The sequence below is a fragment of the Hwanghaeella sp. 1Z406 genome (genome assembly GCF_048892425.1).
Taxonomy (GTDB): domain Bacteria; phylum Pseudomonadota; class Alphaproteobacteria; order UBA8366; family Aestuariispiraceae; genus Pacificispira.
Window position 1 is genome coordinate 183,970 of record NZ_JBLZHU010000005.1, and the last position, 19,672, is coordinate 203,641.

General features: G+C 54.6%; 19 protein-coding genes. 9 read left to right on the top strand and 10 right to left on the bottom strand.

Going from position 1 to position 19,672, the window contains the following annotated elements:
• Window positions 1-10: 10 nt before the first annotated feature.
• From ACOSDR_RS11995 to ACOSDR_RS12005, 3 genes are all read right to left on the bottom strand, one after another.
• Window positions 11-826, bottom strand: a complete 816-nt coding sequence (locus ACOSDR_RS11995; protein ID WP_420724836.1) for an alpha/beta hydrolase — start codon at window positions 824-826, stop codon at window positions 11-13.
• Between the two features lie 85 nt (window positions 827-911).
• A complete protein-coding gene (locus ACOSDR_RS12000) occupies window positions 912-1,523 on the bottom strand; it encodes a glutathione S-transferase family protein (RefSeq protein ID WP_420731417.1) in 612 nt (203 codons plus the stop codon).
• A 5-nt stretch (window positions 1,524-1,528) separates the two neighbouring features.
• Window positions 1,529-3,346 carry an AMP-dependent synthetase/ligase gene (locus ACOSDR_RS12005; RefSeq protein WP_420731418.1) on the bottom strand — a complete coding sequence of 606 codons (1,818 nt, stop codon included), beginning with the start codon at window positions 3,344-3,346 and terminating at the stop codon, window positions 1,529-1,531.
• Window positions 3,347-3,483: 137 nt separating this feature from the next.
• On the opposite strand from ACOSDR_RS12005, the gene ACOSDR_RS12010 reads away from it, so the two are divergent.
• Complete coding sequence (locus ACOSDR_RS12010; RefSeq protein WP_420731419.1) at window positions 3,484-5,265, top strand: M3 family oligoendopeptidase; 1,782 nt, start codon at window positions 3,484-3,486, stop codon at window positions 5,263-5,265.
• A gap of 24 nt (window positions 5,266-5,289) precedes the next feature.
• Window positions 5,290-6,261 (top strand): magnesium transporter CorA family protein, encoded by a 972-nt coding sequence (locus ACOSDR_RS12015; protein WP_420731420.1) that lies wholly within the window; start codon window positions 5,290-5,292, stop codon window positions 6,259-6,261.
• A gap of 93 nt (window positions 6,262-6,354) precedes the next feature.
• Here the strand turns inward: ACOSDR_RS12015 and ACOSDR_RS12020 are convergent, their stop codons facing one another.
• On the bottom strand, window positions 6,355-7,365 hold the full coding sequence (locus tag ACOSDR_RS12020; protein WP_420731421.1) for an NAD(P)H-quinone oxidoreductase: 1,011 nt from the start codon (window positions 7,363-7,365) through the stop codon (window positions 6,355-6,357).
• A gap of 86 nt (window positions 7,366-7,451) precedes the next feature.
• On the opposite strand from ACOSDR_RS12020, the gene ACOSDR_RS12025 reads away from it, so the two are divergent.
• From ACOSDR_RS12025 to ACOSDR_RS12035, 3 genes are all read left to right on the top strand, one after another.
• Window positions 7,452-7,634, top strand: coding sequence for a DUF1192 domain-containing protein (locus ACOSDR_RS12025; RefSeq protein WP_420731422.1), 183 nt, complete (start codon window positions 7,452-7,454; stop codon window positions 7,632-7,634).
• Between the two features lie 170 nt (window positions 7,635-7,804).
• Window positions 7,805-8,812 carry an NADP-dependent oxidoreductase gene (locus tag ACOSDR_RS12030; RefSeq protein ID WP_420731423.1) on the top strand — a complete coding sequence of 336 codons (1,008 nt, stop codon included), beginning with the start codon at window positions 7,805-7,807 and terminating at the stop codon, window positions 8,810-8,812.
• A gap of 164 nt (window positions 8,813-8,976) precedes the next feature.
• Window positions 8,977-9,951: a hypothetical protein gene (locus ACOSDR_RS12035; protein ID WP_420731424.1), complete on the top strand. Its 975-nt coding sequence runs from the start codon at window positions 8,977-8,979 to the stop codon at window positions 9,949-9,951.
• Window positions 9,952-10,111: 160 nt separating this feature from the next.
• Here the strand turns inward: ACOSDR_RS12035 and ACOSDR_RS12040 are convergent, their stop codons facing one another.
• The 3 genes from ACOSDR_RS12040 to ACOSDR_RS12050 all read right to left on the bottom strand — a co-directional run bounded on the left by ACOSDR_RS12040 (window position 10,112) and on the right by ACOSDR_RS12050 (window position 13,013).
• Window positions 10,112-10,393: a DUF7660 family protein gene (locus ACOSDR_RS12040; protein ID WP_420724822.1), complete on the bottom strand. Its 282-nt coding sequence runs from the start codon at window positions 10,391-10,393 to the stop codon at window positions 10,112-10,114.
• Between the two features lie 309 nt (window positions 10,394-10,702).
• Window positions 10,703-10,987 carry a DUF7660 family protein gene (locus ACOSDR_RS12045; RefSeq protein WP_420724821.1) on the bottom strand — a complete coding sequence of 95 codons (285 nt, stop codon included), beginning with the start codon at window positions 10,985-10,987 and terminating at the stop codon, window positions 10,703-10,705.
• Complete coding sequence (locus ACOSDR_RS12050; protein ID WP_420731425.1) at window positions 10,980-13,013, bottom strand: hypothetical protein; 2,034 nt, start codon at window positions 13,011-13,013, stop codon at window positions 10,980-10,982. Before ACOSDR_RS12050 ends, ACOSDR_RS12045 begins: the two co-directional genes overlap by 8 nt.
• A 442-nt stretch (window positions 13,014-13,455) precedes the next feature.
• Between ACOSDR_RS12050 and ACOSDR_RS12055 the strand changes: the two genes are divergently transcribed.
• The 4 genes from ACOSDR_RS12055 (at window position 13,456) to ACOSDR_RS12070 (ending at window position 17,152) form a co-directional block, all read left to right on the top strand.
• Window positions 13,456-14,238 carry a 3-hydroxybutyrate dehydrogenase gene (locus ACOSDR_RS12055; RefSeq protein ID WP_420731426.1) on the top strand — a complete coding sequence of 261 codons (783 nt, stop codon included), beginning with the start codon at window positions 13,456-13,458 and terminating at the stop codon, window positions 14,236-14,238.
• Window positions 14,239-14,595: 357 nt separating this feature from the next.
• Window positions 14,596-15,903 (top strand): O-acetylhomoserine aminocarboxypropyltransferase, encoded by a 1,308-nt coding sequence (locus tag ACOSDR_RS12060; RefSeq protein WP_420731427.1) that lies wholly within the window; start codon window positions 14,596-14,598, stop codon window positions 15,901-15,903.
• 14 nt (window positions 15,904-15,917) lie between these two features.
• Window positions 15,918-16,724 carry an alpha/beta fold hydrolase gene (locus tag ACOSDR_RS12065; RefSeq protein WP_420731428.1) on the top strand — a complete coding sequence of 269 codons (807 nt, stop codon included), beginning with the start codon at window positions 15,918-15,920 and terminating at the stop codon, window positions 16,722-16,724.
• Window positions 16,721-17,152, top strand: a complete 432-nt coding sequence (locus ACOSDR_RS12070; RefSeq protein WP_420731429.1) for an acyl-CoA thioesterase — start codon at window positions 16,721-16,723, stop codon at window positions 17,150-17,152. The genes ACOSDR_RS12065 and ACOSDR_RS12070 overlap by 4 nt, the downstream gene beginning before the upstream one ends.
• On the opposite strand, the gene greB is transcribed toward ACOSDR_RS12070, so the two are convergent.
• The 3 genes from greB to ACOSDR_RS12085 are packed head-to-tail and all read right to left on the bottom strand — an operon-like array spanning window position 17,153 to window position 19,671.
• Window positions 17,153-17,719, bottom strand: a complete 567-nt coding sequence (gene greB / locus ACOSDR_RS12075; protein ID WP_420724815.1) for a transcription elongation factor GreB — start codon at window positions 17,717-17,719, stop codon at window positions 17,153-17,155.
• A 12-nt stretch (window positions 17,720-17,731) separates the two neighbouring features.
• Complete coding sequence (locus ACOSDR_RS12080) at window positions 17,732-18,829, bottom strand: ABC transporter ATP-binding protein (protein ID WP_420731430.1); 1,098 nt, start codon at window positions 18,827-18,829, stop codon at window positions 17,732-17,734.
• On the bottom strand, window positions 18,826-19,671 hold the full coding sequence (locus tag ACOSDR_RS12085; protein ID WP_420731431.1) for an ABC transporter permease: 846 nt from the start codon (window positions 19,669-19,671) through the stop codon (window positions 18,826-18,828). Before ACOSDR_RS12085 ends, ACOSDR_RS12080 begins: the two co-directional genes overlap by 4 nt.
• Window position 19,672 lies beyond the last annotated feature (1 nt).

The following is a 19,672-nucleotide window of genomic DNA, read 5'->3' on the forward strand; positions in this document are numbered from 1 at the left end:
ACCGTTCCTATCACATATCGTGTTCAGTCAGCCATTGGGCAAGGGTGTCTGCGGCGGTTTGCCAGGCGTCGTCCAGCATGATGCCATGGCCGGTGCGTGGCAGAATATGGGCTGTTTCGCCCAGTAAGCGGGCTGTGGACCGAATGAAAGGCGGGGGGATCAGGCCATCATCTTCCGCCCCCAGAACAAGAATGGGCATCCGACCCGTTAATCGGTCCGGGCGGACCTGGATCAGGCCATGCATTTCCGCGACCGCACGGGAGGATTCGCCCCCCATCATCGGCAGATACTTCTTTATCAGGGACGCTGGCACATGCTTTGAAAACAGGGCTTGGCGCAGGCTGTCCATGGTCATGGCGTCGGGTCTGCCGGACTGAACCCGGCCGATATCCAACATCAGCATCGGGTTCCACATTGCCAGGCTCATCGACGGGCCGATCAGGCCTGCGGGCGGGACAGAAGATAACAGCGCCAATCCGGCGATGTTATGATCTTCCGCATATTTCATGGCAACGAAACCGCCCATGGAATGTCCGATCAGAACAGGCGGCCGGTCCAGATCTTCCACCACGGAGGCAAGGTCCTTGATATAGTCAGATATCCCGAACCTGTTGATATCCTGTTGCCCGCCGCTGCCGCCATGCCCCCGAAAGGAGGGCGCATAGCAGGTATAACCATGGGCGGCATAATAGGGCAGGAAGCGTTCAATCCAGCACCAGGCGCCCGCGAAAGCACCATGCAGAAAAACCAGCGGCACAGGTTTGCGCGCAACGCCTTCCGGTGGCGTGACTCGGAGAATTTCCAGATTTAGGGAGTCGGCGGTCAAGGAGGTTCCTTTCGAATGGTCCCTCTTAGTTAGGCCGACTCACAGTATTAGCAAAGGGTAAGGTGATATGCCGTAAACCTTCAGGCTATAGCGCAGTTGCCTGAAAGGCGGGCAGTGCCTCGCAGCGTGTGGTGAATTTGTCCAGATCGGGGACATTCAGCGTCAAGGCGGGTCGAACCTTTTTTGCGAAGCTGTGGGCGACGGCAACACTGATATCGGCCTGGCTGATCGCCTGTGTTCCCGCCATCCATCCATCGCCTGCGGCTTTGGCAAGGCCATTTAGATGCTCCAATCCGGCGATAACCTGTGCGTCATTGTGGTCGATCCAGGGCTGGTGGACTTTTTCTTCCGGATGGAAACGGGTTTCATAGAAGGCCCATTGCGCCTTTTCCATAACACCAACGCCCAGCGCCGCGATTTGCAGGACGGCACGTCGGCTGGGACCGCTGGGCGGCGTTAAGGCGCGATCGGGACCAGCCATTTGGTCGATCTCATCCAGGATGGCCCCGCTTTCGATCAGCGCACTGCCATCCTCCAGCACCAGGGTCGGAACCCGCGCCAAAGGGTTATGTTCCCGCACCACGTCTGGTCTTTCAAATACCCGCACGGCGTTATGCGTATAGGGCATGTCCAGCAAATTCAGCGCAATTGCGATACGGCGCGTATAGGGTGACAGGTAGACGCCATAAAGTTCCATCACGCTTAACCCTTTCCATACAGTGCTTCCAGGCGGTCCTGATAGCTTTGTTTAATGATGTGACGGCGGCTCTTCATCGAGGGCGTCAGCATCCCATTTTCAACACTGAATGGTTCTTCTGCAATCAGAATGCGGCGGACCTTTTCGATAATGCTCAACTCTGCATTGGCCCGATCAACGGCGGCCCGAACGGCTTTCTCAAATGAGGCATCATCCAGAAGGGATTGCCAATCGCCACCGCTGCCTTTTTGGTTATTCTTGCGCCAATCCTTCACCCATTCGGTATCCGGTACGATCAGGGCGACGATATGGGGGCGCTTGTCGCCATAGACCATGACTTGCCCGATTTCGGGTTGCAGGGCGATGACCCCTTCGATGCGCTGGGGGGAAATGTTATCCCCGCCTGAATTCACGATGATATCCTTTTTGCGATCGGTGATGCGGATGCGGCCTTTCGAATCCAATTCCCCGATATCCCCGGTATGCAGCCAGCCATCCTTGATCGTTTCGGCCGTGCGATCCGGGTCATTCCAATAGCCCAGCATGACCAATTCACCCCGCACCAGGATTTCACCATCATCTGCAATCTTGACCTCAACCCCCATCAAGGGGGGCCCGACGGTTGTCAGGTCATTCATTTCCACCCGATTGACCGAAACGACAGGCGCGCTTTCTGTCTGGCCATAGCCTTGCAGAATGCGCAGGCCCAGGCCCAGAAAGAACAGACCCACATCGTAATTCAACGGCGCGCCGCCGGAGACAAAGGCCTTCAACCGTCCCCCAAAGCGCTGTTTGACCTTGCGGCGCACCAGGAAGGACAGGGCGGCATCCTGGATCTTCTCCATCAGGGTCAGGGAGTCTGGGTCTTCATATCTTTTGCTGCCCAACTCGACAGCGCGTAACAAGAATTTTTCCTTCGTTCCCCCGACTGCGGCCGCACCCCGCAGGATTTTCGCGCGCATGTTTTCATACAGGCGCGGGACGGCGGTCATGATGGTTGGCTGTACCTCGATGATATTCTGCGCCAGCTTATCGATGCTTTCCGCATAATAGACCTGTGCGCCGATAGAGATGGGAACAAATTGGCCCACCGTATGTTCATAAGAATGGCTTAGCGGTAAAAAGGACAGGAAGACCTCTTCGCCTTCTTTCAGGCCGGGCAGGGTATGCAAAAATTCCTCTGCCCCCATCACATTGCACAGCATGTTGCCGTGGCTCAGCATGACGCCAGTTGGTTCCGCGCTGGTGCCAGAGGTATAAATGATCGCCGCCATTGTATCGCGTTTGATGGCCTTTGACTCCTCAGCCAGGGCGGTGGGCGTAATCCCCTTGGCACGTTCTGCCATGCCCAGTACATCGTCCCAGCCATGCAGTTTCAGGCCTTGGGGCAGGGACCCCGGCCATTCCATGGTGATCAGGGTCTTCAGGTCCGACCCTTCCGCTGCCTGCATGACGCGTTGCGACAGGGGGGCCAGGGAACAAATGGCAAGGGTTGCGCCGGAATCCTGAATGATATGCCGGTGATTGCTGACCGTGTTTGTTGTATAGGCGGGAACAGCGACCGCCCCGATTGCCATTATGGCCAGATCCGTAATCATCCATTCGGGACGGTTTTCGGATACGATCAGGACCCGGTCGCCTGGTTTCACGCCCAATTGCTTCAGACCATAGGCGAATTTTGTTACCCTCTCTGCGACCTGTTTCCAGGTGGAGGGACGCCATCGACCGTCAGATTTTGCCCACAGAAAGGGAGTGTCTTTAAATTTTGACGCGCGTTCGAAAAATAATGTTGGTAGGTTTGGTATGGACTCATACGCCAGCATCGCCTTGCAATCCCCTGTTTTAGCGTTCCCTGTTTCAAGTGGGCTTATTCAATTGGGTCTGGGACGAATTATCATATCGCCTTGTTCAAACGACCCTACAGACATAGATACGGATGAAATCAAAGGAGACAAGCATCATGCCAGATACGCATATTTCATCCGACTTGCCGGTTTGGGATTTAAGTGACCTTTATTCAGCGCCTGATTCCGGCGCGTTGAAACAGGACTTATCCGATGCCTTGAACCGGGCGCAAGCGTTTGAAACGCAATATTCCGGCGCTCTCAACAACTTATCGGGTGATGGACTGGCCCAGGCGGTGGTTGAGTTTGAGGCCATTGATGAAATCCTGTCCCGTATTCTCAGCTATTCGCAATTGTTGCATGCAGGCGATGTCAGTGATCCGGAAATCGGCAAATTCTCTCAGACAATGCGGGAAAAGGCGACGGAGATTAACAGCCATCTGCTGTTTTTCACTCTGGAACTGAATAAGTTGGATGATGAAGGATTCGCTAAAAAGCTGTCCGAAAGCACGTCCCTGACCCGGTATAAGCCGTGGCTGGAGTCGGTTCGCCTCTATCGTCCCTATCAGTTATCAGATGAACTTGAACGTCTGTTATTGGATAAAAGCGTTGCTGGATCGGCAGCCTGGATGCGGTTGTTTGACGAGACAATGGCCAGCCTGCGCTTCCCCTTTCGGGACCAATCACTGACCATGACGGAAATCCTGCACAAAATGCAGGACCGCGATAGCAAAACTCGAAAAGAGGCCAGCCAATCCATGGGCCGGGTGCTGTCGGAGAATATTTCCACCTTCTCGCTGATCACCAATACCCTGGCAAAAGATAAGGCGGTTGAAGATAAATGGCGCGGCTTTGATCGCCCCATCTCTTCGCGCAATTTGTCTAACCATGTCGAAGACACGGTGGTGGATGCGCTGATTCAGGCGGTACGGGAGAAGTATCCAGACCTGTCCCATCGCTATTACCGGTTGAAGGCCAAATGGCTGGGCCAGGAAACGCTGGACTATTGGGACCGCATGGCCCCGCCGCCTGCCGATGATGATCGCACCTTCTCCTGGGAGGATGCCAAACATATCGTGATGGAGGCCTATGGCAGTTTCTCGCCCGATATGGCCGGCGTGGGACAGAAGTTTTTTGATAATGCCTGGATTGATGTTCCCCCACGCCAGGGGAAATCGGGTGGGGCCTTTGCCCATCCGACTGTGCCCTCTGCGCATCCCTATCTGCTGTTGAATTTTCAAGGCAAGTCCCGCGATATCATGACCCTGGCCCATGAGCTTGGGCATGGTGTGCATCAGGTCCTGGCGGGCAAGCAGGGGCATCTTTTGGCCGACACGCCCCTGACTCTGGCGGAAACGGCATCGGTATTTGGGGAAATGCTGACCTTCAAGAGCATGCTGGCAGCAACCAAGGATCCGATGGCCCGCCGTGCGGTTCTGGCCTCTAAAATTGAAGATATGATCAACACGGTCGTGCGCCAAATCGCATTTTGTGAGTTTGAACGCCTGGTTCATGACGAGCGGAAAGAAGGCGAGTTAACCGCAGAACGCTTGGGCGAATTGTGGATGCAAGTCACCCATGACAGTCTGGGCGATGTGTTCCGGTTCGATGAGCATTATCGGCACTATTGGGCCTATATCCCACACTTTATCCACTCGCCCTTCTATGTGTACGCGTACGCCTTTGGGGATTGTCTGGTGAATGCGCTGTATGCAAAATATGAGGCAGAACCAGATGGCTTCCAGCAGAAATACATGGATATGCTGTCTGCCGGTGGAACACTGGGTCACAAGGAGCTTCTGGCGCCATTTGGTCTGGATGCCAGCGATCCCAATTTCTGGAAACTGGGACTGAGTGTAATCGAAGGCTTCATCGACGAGCTTGAGGCGACGTTTTAGGCTGTTCTTTGGGAGGGGGCGGGCATGATCAAAGGGTATGTCAGCGAGAAGGGTCGATTAGTCAGTATCGACTCCCCAATGGATCACATGGACCAGGTGATCTGGTTTGATCTGTTGCACCCGACCCTGGATGAAGAGCTGATGCTGGGGCGTCGCCTGGGAATTACATTGCCAACGCGAGAGGATATGGAGGAAATCGAAATATCCTCTCGCCTGTATTTCGAGGACAATGCGGCTTTTATGACCGCAACGCTTCCGTCTCAGGTGGAAGGCGATAATCCAATTCTGGCGCCAGTCACCTTTATCTTGTTGGACCATCGTCTCGTGACGGTGCGCTATCATGAGCCGCGCTCTTTCTTCACCTTCGCGATTCATGCCGAGAAAGCCGCCATGGGCTGCACATCGGGTGAGTCTGCCCTTATCGCGTTGCTGGAAGCGGTGGTGGATCGCCTGGCCGATATTCTTGAACATGGCGCGCGCGATCTGGATAAAATTTCGCGTGATATCCTGCAACAGGATCGCCGCTCCCCTTTAAGAAGCAAGGATTTCCAGCATTTGCTGCGAGAAATCGGACTGTCTGGTGATCTGACGTCGGATATTCGGGACTGTCTGGCGACGATGGAGCGGCTTGTGGGGTTTTTGGGACATGCATTGGGGCAGCGAAAGGTCACGAAGGAGCTTAAGGAACGGGTTAAAACCTTATCCAGGGATATTCGTTCCCTGGCAGATTACTCAGGCTTTATGTCCCAGAAGATTACCTTCCTGTTGGATGCGACACTGGGGATGATTAATATAGAGCAGAATGGCATTATAAAGATTCTATCGGTGGCGTCCGTCGTGTTCCTGCCGCCAACTCTGATCGCCTCCTTCTATGGGATGAACTTCAAATATATGCCAGAGCTGGACTCACCCTTTGGCTATCCCATCGCCTTTGGCGCAATGGTGCTGTCGGCCATCCTGCCCTATCTTTTCTTCAAATATAAGAAATGGCTGTAACCCGATATTCCAATCCCATGCGATAGAATAAGACGGGGATGGTTTATGAGCGGCCCGTTTTCTGGAATGATCGTTCTATAAATTTTATCCGTATCAATCCACCTCCATCATGATCTTGCCGATATGGCTGGAGGTTTCCATCAGCCTGTGGGCCTCAGCGGCGTCTTTCAGGGGGAAAGTCTTGTGGATCACAGGGGCCACTTTACCGGAATCCAACAGGGGCCAAACATCCCGGGCCAGATTTTCGGCAATCGTGGTCTTTTCAGCAATGGTTTGGGGCCGCAATGTCGCCCCCAGAACGGTCAGGCGGTTCATCAGGATTTTGGAGAAATCAACCTCCGCCTTTGGTCCTTTCAGGAAGGCGATGAAATTGTATCGCCCGTCGCGTCGCAGCAGTTTCAGGCCGGGATTGATATAGGGGCCGCCCACCATATCCAAAATGACATCCAGGCCGGGGCCGCCGGTCATATCCTTGGTCCAGGCGGCGGCCTGTTCGGCCCAATCACCTTCTTTGTAATTGATCGCCAGATCGGCCCCCAGTTCCAGGCAGGTCTGGCATTTCTCATTGCTGCCTGCAGTGATCGCAACCTGGGCACCATAGGCCTTGGCCAATTGAATGGCGGTCGTGCCGATCCCGCTGGACCCGCCGTGCACCAACAGGCGTTCGCCCGCGGTCAGTTTGGCGCGCATGAAGATGTTGTAATAGACGGTGAAGAAGGTTTCCGGCAGGGCGGCGGCGCGGATCATATCATAGCCCTGGGGTAAACGCAGGCAATGCCCGGCGGGCACACGGCAATATTGCGCATAGCCGCCACCGGGTGTCAGGGCACAGATTTCGTCGCCAATGCTCCAGGCCGTGACGCCCTCACCCAAGGCCACGATCTCTCCGGCGATTTCCAGGCCGGGCAGAGGGGACGCATCGGGCGGCGGCGGGTATGCGCCCGCCCGCTGGGACACATCTGGACGGTTCACCCCCGCCGCACGCACTCTTATCAGAACTTCTCCGGCGCGCGGTTGTGGCGTTTCAACTTCCGCCAGTTTCAGAACCTCTGGCCCGCCATGGGTGGTGATTTCGACAGCCTGCATATGGGCGGGAAGGGACATGAGAACTCCTTTCGGGGGGTTGCTGTGGACGCGTGTGACCGCAATACTGACAGTCGTCGTAAGACGCTGCAAGGGAGCCTGTAAAGATGTTTGACGAAGAAGAGAAACCAAAGCCCAAAGGCATCCAACCCCTGGACCTGGATATGATGAGTATCGAGGCTTTGGGGGATTACATCGCTGAACTGGAAACGGAAATTGCGCGGGTGCGGACAAAAATTGATGCGAAGAAGTCAGCCCGCGGCGCTGCGGAAAGCTTCTTTAAATCTTAAGAGGTGTGAAACCGCCAAGGACGCAAAGGAGGCGCTAAGGGCGCGGAGATAATGAGTTTGGCTTTAGAGAAACCCCTTGGCGTGCTTCGCGTGAACTTTGCGCCCTTTGCGGTTAAACCTTTTGGAAAGCGTTAAAATTCACCGCCAATGATGCGTAAAGAGAGGCCTTCATGACCACTAACAACAAGACCTGGATTCTGGATCACCACCCGGACGGCATGCCCACGCTGGACACGTTCCGAATGGAGACAAACGACATCCCCAGAGCAGCAGAGGGTGAAGTTTTGGGCAAGGCGCGCTGGCTGTCGGTGGACCCCTATATGCGCGGGCGTATTTCTGCCCAGGCGAATTACGCAGGGGGTGTCGCCATTGGGGAGGCAATGCATGGCGCTGCCGTTGCCGAAGTGGTGGAAAGCAATCACCCCGATTGGAAGCCCGGCGATCTGTTCGAAACCATCAAATTCGGCTGGCGGGAATATGCCGCCGTCCCTGGCGATGGCTTGACCCGCGTTGATCCGTCCCTGGGGCCCGAACATGCCTATCTCAGTTACCTCGGTATGCCAGGCGTGACCGCATTGATTGCCCTGGATTTGATCGGGGATGTGAAACCCGGAGAGACGGTTCTGGTCTCTGCGGCATCCGGCGCGGTGGGGCAGGTCGTCGGCCAGATTGCGAAGATCCGGGGCGCGCGCGCCATCGCCGTTGCCAGCAGTCAGGAAAAGCTGGACTGGTGCGCTAAGCTGGGTTTTGACGCCGGCATCAACTATCGCACAGAGGATGACTTGGCCGCCGCAATAAAACAGGCCTGCCCCAAAGGGGTGGATGTCTTTTTCGACAATACAGCGGGGCCGATCCACGATGCGGTAATGAACAATCTGGCCCAGAACGCGCGGATCATTATCTGTGGTACCATCAGCCTGGCCGGTCAGTTCGAACAGCCGGATATGGGCGAGCGGTTCCTGCGCAAAATACTGGTCGCCCGTGCCCGGATGGAGGGTTTCCTGATCTTCGACCATCTGGACAAATTCGACGCGGCCCGCGAACAATTGGCGGCATGGGAGAAGGCGGGCAAGCTGACCTTCAAGACCGATATCCGGGATGGCATAGACGCCATGCCCCAGGCCTTCCTGAACCTCCTGACATCCCAGAATTTTGGCAAACAGGTGGTGCGGATTTAGGGAGTGAAAGCCGATCCAACGTAACGAATTTCATCTTTCTCCAACCAACGAAACTGTTGTGAAAACGCCACAAGAACACATACTATGGTTGTGGTGGTGCTTGAGGGGTGGATGTGATGGATATGAGGGGTTTAAATAGATTTATCGCCTTGGGTGCTTTCCTTTTGAGCACGATCGCGACCCCGATCTTGGCGGATGAAATGCCGCGTCTTCCAGAACAGTCGGAATACACGAAATTCATTGCTGGTACCACCGAAGATGCCATTGCGCTGCAAAAGGCCTATTGGGGGGATTGCGGTCCCTTGCTGGAAGCTATCCCCGAAGATTCGCTGTCTGCGACAATGGAGCCGAAGAAGCGGCGGTTGGCGATTGAGTTGCTGGAGCGGGGGCTGTGCCTGCCCTATGACCCAGAACTCTCTCTCCGATTGATTGAAGCGGGTCACGATCAGAAGGATCCGCGCGCAACCCTGTTGTTGGGGTGGCGATATTGGTATGGCTATGGCGTTGACGCTGATATTGAACGGGCCAAAGCCCTGATTGATGAGGCAATGCTGGCCTTCACGCCCTACCAAACCAGTGTGACCACGGCATGGACGCAGTTTCTGAACGGCCGCCAAGTACCAGACTATGTGCGCGAGTGGGATGGTTGGTTTGCCCGGCAGGTTGATACAGAAGAGAAGAAAGTCCTGTTTGCATACCATTTGCTGGACGGGGCTTTGATCCTGCCAGACGGTCGCTTGCTGGGGTCCCGACCAAAGATTGCGTCAAAATGGTTTTCAGTGTTATCGGTCAAAAATTATGAGATACAGTATCGATATGGAATTTTGCTATACGCTGGGCGTTTTGGGGAAGAGGCGCGCAGGGATGCCGATTATATGCTTATGCGGCCAGCAAGATGCCACTTTCTGCCAGCAGTCATGACCATGGCTGAAATCAGTTTTAAAGAAGGCCTAGACGGCGTTCCTGGTGGATGGGAAAACGCTTATATTTGGTACAGGGTCGCAGAGGCATTGGGGATCGATGTAGAGAGCCAGTTAAGGACAGCGAAAATGAATCTATCCCCTTTGGATCTGTACGGGAATGACCTCCATCTAGAAAACAGAATTGATATTTGGATGGACAAAGGCTCTAGCTGTTGAACACTTTAGTGAATTAACCGGAAATTATCGCTGGTTTTACTGGTATCAACAATTTCATCATCTTTATGCACGAGCACCCAAAGTCCCTGTTTTGGGTATGAAAAATACTGTTTGCTGGTATCATGATTTCCCGATTCTGGCTGATGCCCGCTATTTCATCTTAGCTATTATAGAACGCAGCATGGAGCAGACGCGCGACCCATCGCCAGTCGGGCTGTTCGGGCGCACCTGAACCGTACCCAACGTTACGCGCCCAACTGTCTAAGGCGCGGGTCACTCCCTCCATTCCCTCCAGATAATCAATGACGCCCTGCTCTTCAAAAAGGCCGCGGTTATAAGCATCTAACAGCTTATTAATACAATCCGCCAAATCTTCATGTGAAGTAACCAACTCAGCATCCCTTGCGATTTTTTGATTAGGGGTCGCATCTGTGTTGCTCATAAGATGCTCCTTTCTATTAATAATCTAAAGGGTCGTTTGCCCTGATCCGAATATTCATACCGTGATTTTTTGTTCGTGTTTTCCAACGATTGTCCTCTACCTCCGCTGCAGTTGCCTTTCGGTATCGTAGGTCTTTTCCAGCTTCTCGGGCGGCGATGAGCCAGGGCCTTCATTTATGAAACCGCCAATTTATTCTAATGTGGAGAGAGGCGCGCTAGAATGAATTGCCCGAAGTCTCTATTTTGAATAAAATATATCTTCTTCAGGTTTTATCATTTCTCAATTTTTCGCAGTACCTATCGGCTCACCTCAACTGTGGTGAAATGCGGCTCTTAAGAGACGGGCCATCCAACGCCAATCGGGCTGCTCTGGAGCCCCAGGTCCGTAACCTACATTCCTAGCCCAGCTGTTCATCGCCGCCAATAGCGCGACCATCCCACCCAGATAGTCCGTTACGCTCTGCTCTTCAAAAAACCCTTCATCATAGGCTTCTAAAAGATCCGCAAGGAAGTCTGAGAGTTCCTCATGATTGGATACGGCTTCTTGCTGCTTTTGGAATTTGGAACTTAATGCCAAACGATCTTCTTCATTCATTTTTTGAACTCCGCTTGTTGCGTCGGTAGATGTAATTGTTGTTGATGATTTGCACAGATCGCCCGTCATCAAGTGTCGTATTTTTAGTTGGAAAGTCTTCTGATACTTCGCTGGGCGTAGCCTTTCGGTATCGAATGTCTGTTCCAGCTTCTCGGGCGGCGATCAGGCGGCGGTGGTCCAGGGTCGAGATTTTGCCATCTCGCTCATATATCCGTATTGGTGGGATATCATCCGCCTTTCCAGCCGCAAAGTCGTCGCGTGTTTCTTCTAATGATTTCCCATCCCGGAATCTCCTTGAAATTGTATCCTGCGTTGTTCGAATACGTTTGGGATCGACTTTGCCATTTTCCGGTAGGGAATCGTACTCTCTTTTTTCCATTGGATTTTCTGTTTTGGATACCGATGGGATCTGGGGTCTTGTCTTACCCTTAACGACCGGTTGAGTCTGATTTGGGCTCCCTGATTTCTGCCGCCCTTTTTTGTTACCGATACCACCAAAGCCCGCGCCTGCGGCGATTGCCATTTCGGTTGCTTTTCGGAAATCGCCGCTATTGTTTTCTGCTGCGAGGCCGAATTGTTGAAAAGCATTCAGGGCTGCTGCATCAGCATGCGCTTTCGTATCTGGGGGCGGTCTGTGATATATGGTGCCGTCCTGGTTGATCACATAGTTCCGCGCAATACCCGAACCGCTGTCGGGCGTTTGGTATTCGCCATTCGGCATGCGTAATTCATTGCGGATGTTCTCGGCTGTTCCAGTATCTGCCAGTGGCTTGAGATTGGAGATTTGATCCGCACCGATATTCTGTAATTTCAGAAACCAGTTTTTGTCTGAGTAGAAGTCATTCTGATAGGCATCAGCGATCTGTTTGACGGCATTAGGATCTTCCAGATTTTCCAATATCTGTTCATACAGGCGCGTTCGATAGTCCTCATCACTTTCGCCATCTTGCCTATGCACGCCGGATTGATCTGCTTCTGGCGGAGAGATTGATGTATCGTCAGGGTGTGGATTCGCGGTTCTACCCTGAGCCCCTTTGTCTGATCGGTCCTCCTGGTCGGATCGTTCGGGTAAATCACCTCCACCGCCTTCGGGTGCCCCGGTAGGCGTAGGTTGGTCGCCAGAATTGTGTCCAATGCCGGGCATGCTCCCCTCAGAAGCAGAGGGGTCGTTGGTGTTGATGACTGATCGGCCAAATCGATAAGGCCAGCGAGGAGCAAGAGAGACTCCTGTGCCCGGCTTGCCATTCGATGCGTCTGGCATGGGAACGGCTGTCGACGGGCCAGGATCAACGTACATACCAGGATCAATGTCGCGTGGGCTTCTAATCTCCTGATTGGAATCAGACCATGCCTTTCCATCGCGTGCATTCGGCTCATGCCGTCCGAAAATATGCTCCCAGTCCGGCGGCTGTCCAGGTCTGCGGCTTTGGGCGCCTGGATACTGTGGGGAGATGAGAAGATCTAAAATGCGATTGCCCGTTGGGCGCTTTTGCATGTGTTTCAGGCTGGATTGGGTATCAGGAACTTGAACCTTGGTGAGCAGATGCTCCAAGGATAATGCTGGCTCCTCATCCTGAATGGGGCGTCCGGTCGCGTCTGTTCGGGCCGGGTTTGGATAGGCGGTTTGCCAGAGTTTTTGGACTGTGTCTTTCAAGGTGGTTGCGGCGGGGCCTGTCTGCCAATAGTCGTCGCGCTGCATCAGTGATTTGATGTAGCCATCGACGCGGTCTCTTTCTGACTCATGGGAATCGGCAGGGTCTGGTTGTGGCGCGCGGGGTGCCTTCAGATCAGCCGCAGCCTTGCGGCGGGCCTCAATCCGGACGCGCATATGTTCATTCAATGTGAATGGTTGTTGAACGTCGGTCAATTGCGGCTCTTTGGGCCGTAATGGCGTCCCCCCATGCGCGCCGGTCGCGAGCGCGGTGCGGGCAGGCCCCATCCTGCTCGCGGCGTCTTCCAGCGACCGGCGCTTCGTAAAGAAATTAGACCCAAGCTGTTCTGGTGGGTCATAAGGAAATCGCGTCATTTAATTTACCCCCTATTTGTTCTTTTGGTAGGGTTTATAAAACCGGACTATGATGTCCGGTTAAAATACGCCTTGCCAAAATCACCCCCAAACCTCTCATGCGTCCTTCGGCAGTCTTTCTAGCCTGAAGCCTCTCTTTCACTCATCCTTGAGAAGCGACTTGACCGAAGGCTGAAATGCATGATTGTTTTTTCTATAAAACACCCTTGCCTTTGTGTCAACTATAAAAAGAACAAAAATCGTATAAATATGATAATGCACCACATTAACTCTTTGCGAATGGGGTGGCTGCAAGAAATTAGGACGGGATCGTGACGTTGGACTGGCCGGAACGCTGGCCTGTGGCGTTTCGACCGGCAGTATTTTCTGTTGCTTGTTATCTGACCGGGAATGATTAGGTTTTGACTCAGACAAACAGCTCTCAAACAAAAGGATGTCTCTCATGTTGAATGGAAAAGTGGCTCTTGTGACCGGGTCTACCAGTGGCATTGGCTTGGCGATGGCCCGGGCGCTGGCGCAGTCCGGGGTCAATGTGATGCTGAACGGGCTGGGCGACGCGGATGAGATCGAGAAGACCCGCGCCGACTTGGCCCAGGAAACCGGCCAGGAAATCGGCTATCACGGCGCCAATATGATGAAGGAGGACGAGATTGTTGATGCGGTTGAACAGACCGTAAAGACGTTCGGCAGCATCGATATTCTGGTCAACAATGCCGGTATCCAGCATGTCAGCAAGATTGAGGATTTCCCGACCGCAAAATGGGATGCGATCATTGCCATCAATCTGACCTCGGCATTTCACACGACAAAGGCCGCGCTGCCCCATATGCGCAAATCTGGCTGGGGTCGGATCGTCAACACGGCCTCAGCCCATGGTCTGGTCGCCAGTCCCTTCAAATCCGCCTATGTCGCGGCCAAGCATGGCATTGTAGGCTTTACCAAGGTAACCGCGCTGGAGACGGCGGGGGCAGGGATCACCTGCAACGCGATCAATCCGGGTTGGGTGCGCACAGAACTGGTTGAACGCCAGATTGAGGCTACGGCAAAAGACAAGGGCTGCACTGTTGAACAGGCGGCCGCGGATATGCTGGCGGAAAAGCAGCCCTCCATGGATTTCGTGACGCCAGAGCAACTGGGCGGTGTGCTGGTTTTCCTGTGTTCCCCTTCCGCGGATCAGATCACCGGGATTTCCCTGTCGGTCGATGGCGGTTGGACGGCACGATAAGATAGTCTTTCCAGGACCTTGAAAGGGTGTTTTCCCGAATTCTTCTCGGTTTGGTATAAAAAATTAAACGCTGTCCCTCGTTTGACGCATAAGACTGTTGACCAGATGGAATAGGACCGCTACCGTCCTTTCCCAGTGAGGCAAGTTGAACAGGGGGCACCGGGAGATCGGAACAATCCGACACGGGTGCTGGGATTTCAAAAGAAGGCTGTCGGGGCACCGGCAGCCTTCTTTTGTATTGGCTACTGCTGCCTGTATCAGGGGTGATATCTGAGCGATCAGCCTATGCTTTCCAGTCTTTGCTGAACGCATTACTGTGGCATGTAACAACAGTCCATCAATGGGGGAGGAATACGGATGAAACCGGATTTCCTGAAATTTGACACGTTGAGCCTGCATGCTGGGCAACAGCCCGACCCGGTGACCGGCGCGCGGGCGGTGCCGATCTATCAGACGACGTCCTATGTTTTTGACAGCACCGATCATGCCGCAGCTTTGTTCAATCTGGAACGCCCCGGTCATATCTATTCGCGCATATCCAATCCCACCGTTGCGGTGCTGGAGGAACGCATCGCAGCCCTGGACGGTGGTGTTGGCGCGGTTGCAACGGCCAGCGGTCATGCGGCTCTGTTTCTGGCAATATCAACCCTGATGGGCCAGGGCGGTCACATCGTTGCATCGAAATCGCTGTATGGCGGATCGATCAACATGTTCCTGCACACATTGCCCCGGTTCGGGATCACGGCGACCCTTGTCGATCCGCGCAAGCCGGAGGAATTTGAAGCCGCGATCCGGCCTGAAACCCGTTTGGTTTTTGCAGAAATTCTGGGCAATCCCAATCTAGAGGTTCTGGATATTGAGGCCGTGGCCGATGTCGCCCATCGCCATGGCCTGCCACTGATGATCGATGGCACGTTCAACACGCCCTATCTGTGCCGTGCTATTGATCATGGTGCGGATATCATCATGCATTCGGCAACGAAATGGCTGGGGGGGCATGGTGTTGCGATGGGGGGGGCCCTGGTTGATGCCGGGCGCTTCGATTGGTTCGCCCAGGCGGAGAAATTTCCGACCCTGACCGAGCCTTACGCCGCCTATCATGGCATTGTCTTTGCGGAAGAATATGGCCCGGCTGGATTCATTACCCGCGCCAGGGCGGAAGGGTTGCGAGACTTCGGCGCGGTGTTGAGCCCGTCCAGCGCGTTCTATCTGTTGCAGGGGATTGAAACCCTGCCGTTGCGTATGGAGAAGCATGTCGCCAATGCTCGTATTGTGGCAGATTTCCTGGCTGGACATGAAGCGGTGGAATGGGTGAATTATCCAGGCCTTGAAAGCCATCCAGATCACAAGATTGCCCAGAAATATCTGCCAAAAGGGCAGGGCAGCATGCTGGCCTTTGGTGTTAAGGGCGGTCGGGCCGCTGGGGCCAAGTTTATAGAATCGGTGGAATTGTTCAGCCATCTGGCCAATGTCGGGGATGCCAAATCTTTGGTCCTCCATCCGGCATCGACAACGCATCAACAGATGACGAAAGAACAACTGGCCGCCGCTGGGATCGGGGATGATCTGATCCGCGTTTCTGTCGGCCTGGAAGACCCAAGCGATTTGCTGGCAGATCTGAAACAAGCCCTTCGGCGGGCCTATAAAGTCGCCGCTGCGGAATAAAGGGGGCACGCGTTATGATTATCGATATGGACCATGGTCCGGTTTTCGCCAATACCGGTGGGGCGGCCTTTGACCCAGCCAAACCAACCGCCATTCTGGTCCATGGGGCAGGGGGGGATCATTCCATCTGGGGCGGCCAGAACCGATATCTGGCCCACCACGGCGCATCCGTTCTGGCAATTGATCTACCCGCCCACGGGCGCAGCGGTGGTAAGGCGATCGATAGCATCTCAGGCCTGGCCGACTTTCTGATCGCTTTTATCGCGGCGGCAAAGGTTGAAACCCCCATCCTGATTGGTCATTCCATGGGGGCATTGGCCTCGCTGGAAGCGGCCGCGCGCTTGGGCAAGGATTGTGCGGGTTTAGGGCTGTGCGGTGTTGCGGGGCAAATGCCGGTGCATCCTGACCTGTTGGGGGCGGCCCAGCGGAACGAATTAACCGCCGCCCAGTTTATCGCCAGTTGGGGCCATGGCAGCCGTGCGCATCGGGGGGGCAATCCCACCCATGGCGTATGGATGCTCAGCCAGGCGGTGACCCTGATTAATCGCACGGGTCCGGGCGTGCTGTATACCGATCTGAAGGCCTGCAATGAATATAAGGGGGCGATGGATGCCGCCGCCAAAGTATCCTGCCCAACGCAGTTCTTGCTGGGTCAGAGTGATAAAATGACCCCCTTGAAGGCGGCCCAACCCCTGATTAATGCGGTTGCAGATGCTCAAGTGACGGTGCTGCCCGCGATTGGCCATATGATGACGGTAGAATCACCGACCGATAGCTGTTCGGCGCTGATGGCCTTGTTAGAACGGGTGCAGGCCGCATGACAGACAGCCTGCCCAGCCGTGCTGATTTCTCCACACTATTGGCGATTCTCACCCGGTGGATGGATCAGGACCCTTATGGTCATGTGAACAATGTCGAATATTATTCCTATTTCGATACGGTGGTGAATGACCATCTGATCCGCAAGGCTGGCCTGGATGTCGTCAATACGCCGGTCATCGGGCTGGTCGTTGAAAGTAAATGCCAGTTCATGAAGGAAATCTCCTTCCCCCAGACTGTTCATGCGGGCATGCGGGTGGTGAAACTGGGCAATTCCTCTGTCACCTATGAGATCGCCCTTTTCCGGGATGACGAAGACAGTCCCGCCGCCATCGGGCATTTCGTGCATGTCTATGTGGATCGCAAGACGCGGGCAACAGTGCGCGTTCCAGATCAGGTTCGCGACGCGTTGGTAGAATTTATTGCGTGATCAGTCTTCTGTGTCGCCCAGATAGGCGATCTTGATGACTTCCAATTCGTCGACACCATTGGGGGTCTGGACCTTCACGACATCGCCCTCATAGGCCTTCAGCAAGGCCCGTGCGACGGGGGATATCCAACTGATTTCGCCCAGTTCCAGCCGCGCCTCATCAACGCCGACAATGCGTATTGTGATTTCCTCATCCCGCTGGTTCACATAGGTGACGGTGGCCCCAAAGAATATCTGGTCGCGATTGGTCTGCAATCGCTGATCGACGACTTCGGCGATTTCCAGACGCTTGCCCAAAAACCGCAGCCGGCGATCAATTTCCCGCAGGCGCTTTTTGCCATAAATGTAATCGCCATTTTCCGAACGATCCCCATTGCCCGCCGCCCAGGAGACAATGTCGACAATCTTCGGGCGTTCATCGCGGATCAGGTGGCGCTGCTCCGCCTGCAGGCGCTTATGGCCTGCGGGTGTCATATAGTTCTTCGCACCACGCGGCAGGGCGGGGGCGTCGTCGGGCAGGTCCTCGTCGTCCTCGGACTCCGATTCCTTTGTGAAGGCTTTACTCATTGTGTCCCGTCATCAATCTGCCAGAACCAGCGTGTCCTTTTGACGCCAGCTGATCCAGCGCCGGTCGCCGGGCTTTGCCGGGGCGACCAGGGTCCGTTCGTGGTTGGGAAGGGTGACTGAAAGTGTCAGCCCTCCATCTGTCTTCACATGAACATGGTTCTCATCCCCATGATACGCAACCTGTAGGACGGTTCCCTCCAGCGCGACACATTCCGTATCGGTGGGCTTGTCCGGACTGACCGTGGTCTTTTCAGGGCGCACCGCAATGCCGATTTCGCCGCTGGCCTCGCCATCATGGGGCAGGCGCAGGTCACCGATCCCTTCCACAGAAACAGAAACCTCGCCGCCACCACAGGATTTTACCTGGGCCTGGAACAGGTTCATTTTTCCGATAAAGTCTGCCACGAAACGGCTGGTCGGGTATTCGTACAGATCGCGCGGTGCAGCCAGTTGCCGGACGCAGCCGGATTCCATTACGGCAACCCGGTCGGCCATGCTCAGCGCCTCATCCTGATCATGGGTCACCATGACAAAGGTGATACCAACACTGGCCTGCAGGTTGCGCAGTTCCAGCTGCATGGCTTCGCGCAGTTTGGCGTCCAGGGCCGATAGCGGCTCGTCCAGCAATAGTACCTTTGGACGCTTCACCAGGGCACGGGCCAGGGCGACACGCTGACGCTGACCGCCGGAGAGTTGGTCTGGCATGCGCGCACCATAGCCAGGCAATTGCACCAGACCCAGGGCTTCCTCCACCCGCCCGGCAATCTCTTTGCTGGCGACACCTTCCATTTTCAGGCCATAGGCGACATTGTCGGCAACAGACATATGTGGGAATACGGCATAGGACTGGAACACCATGTTAACCGGGCGCTTGTTCGGGGACACGCCTTCCATATCCTGCCCATCGACCAACAATTGACCCTCGCTGGGCATTTCAAAGCCCGCAATCATGCGCAACAGCGTAGTCTTGCCACAGCCGCTGGGACCCAGCAGGGCAAAGAATTCGCCCTCCTTGATGTCGATTGAAACATTATCGACGGCTATCACATCGGACCCAAATCTCTTGGTGATACCGTTAATGCCGATGATGGTTTTTCTGGTATCGGTCATTTCTTTTTGGCCCCTTTGTTCTGCAGCCACATGGCCGTTGCCGTCAAAAACACAGTGATCACAATCAAAACTGTAGAGGCCGCGTTGACCTCTGGTGTCACAGAGAAGCGCACCATGGAATAAACTTTCACCGGGAAGGTTACGGTCTCCGGTCCGGATGTGAAGAAGGTGATGACAAAGTCGTCCAGCGACAGGGTGAAGGCCAGCAATGCGCCTGCCACCAATCCAGGCTTCATATGGGGAATGATAACATCGCGATAAACTTCCCAATCGCCTGCGCCCAGGTCCCGGGCGGCTTCCTCCTCCTCCATATTAAATCCGGCAAGGCGGGCGCGCACGATGACCGCGACGAAGGGGAAGGTGAAACTGATATGGGCGATCGTAATATTGGCTAGGCTGAGCGGCCAGGGAAGGTCATTGGGCCAGCCGATCCGCGCGAAAAAGGCCAACATCGCGACCCCCATACAGATTTCGGGAATAACAATGGGCAGGGCCATCGCCCCTTCATACACCGGCTTGAAGCTGAAGCGAAACCGCCACAACAGGATCGCAACCATTGCGCCCAGGATCAGCGATATGATGGTGGACACAAATGCGATGGTCAGCGAATTCCCGAACGCGATCATCAAATCGTCATTTTGGAACAGCTTTTCATAATATTTCAGCGAGAAACCGTTCCAGACGATGTTGCGCCGACTGTTGTTGAAGCTGAATGCCATCAAGGTCAGCAGCGGCACATACAGGAAGATAAAGGTCAACGCCATGATCGTCAGCAACGGCCATTTGCGCAGATAGTCCAAAGGACCGGCGGGTTCTAACCCAAAGAGAGATTTCTTTGCCATC